Genomic DNA, 652 nt, shown 5'->3' on the forward strand with positions numbered 1-652 from the left:
CAAAAAAACTATTCATAATAAACATAACTTCTCTAGGAGGAAAAGCAACATCCACCGCCCACTCTCTCTACCCCTACTACAAAAACATACAAAATTCCTTTACTCCTTTATGTTCTATAGATAATAAAAATAGTAATTTGTTAAAAGAATTTAATTTTGATAGTTTTTCTTGTAATTTTTATAATAATAATATTTTCAATCAAAGTCTTAAGCATTTAAATAATATACAAAATGAAAAAGAATATATCAATGAGTATAAAATATTTTTAGAAAATCTTAATTATTTTAATCAAGAATATAATAATTATAAGCTTGTATCTATACAAGCAATCAATAATTTAAAAATAGCCTATATACAAAAACTATCTTTAGAAAATATCAACAACATCAACATCGATTCAAAACCCTATCTATTAAAAGCTTTATATTTTTGTGAAGATTATGTTTTATATGATAAAGATAAGCAAGCTTTATTTGATGAAAACACAATAAAAGAATTAGAATTTAACTCTAGTTTTTATACTATCTTTATCTCTCATAAAAACAAACTAAATGATACTTATTTACAAGCAAGAAAAGAACTTTATAAAAGTATTGATGAATTTAAAAAACTTGGTTTTGAAGATTTAGAAAATGCTTATCAAACTTATAT

1 pseudogene is annotated in these 652 nt (G+C 21.6%); it reads left to right on the top strand.

Annotated features, from left to right (window positions below):
* Positions 1–137 precede the first annotated feature (137 nt).
* Positions 138–652, top strand: a pseudogene (locus ELQ11_RS09635) (hypothetical protein); the annotation flags it as partial.

The organism is Campylobacter sp. US50a, from assembly GCF_004379015.1.
Lineage (GTDB): Bacteria > Campylobacterota > Campylobacteria > Campylobacterales > Campylobacteraceae > Campylobacter_D > Campylobacter_D jejuni.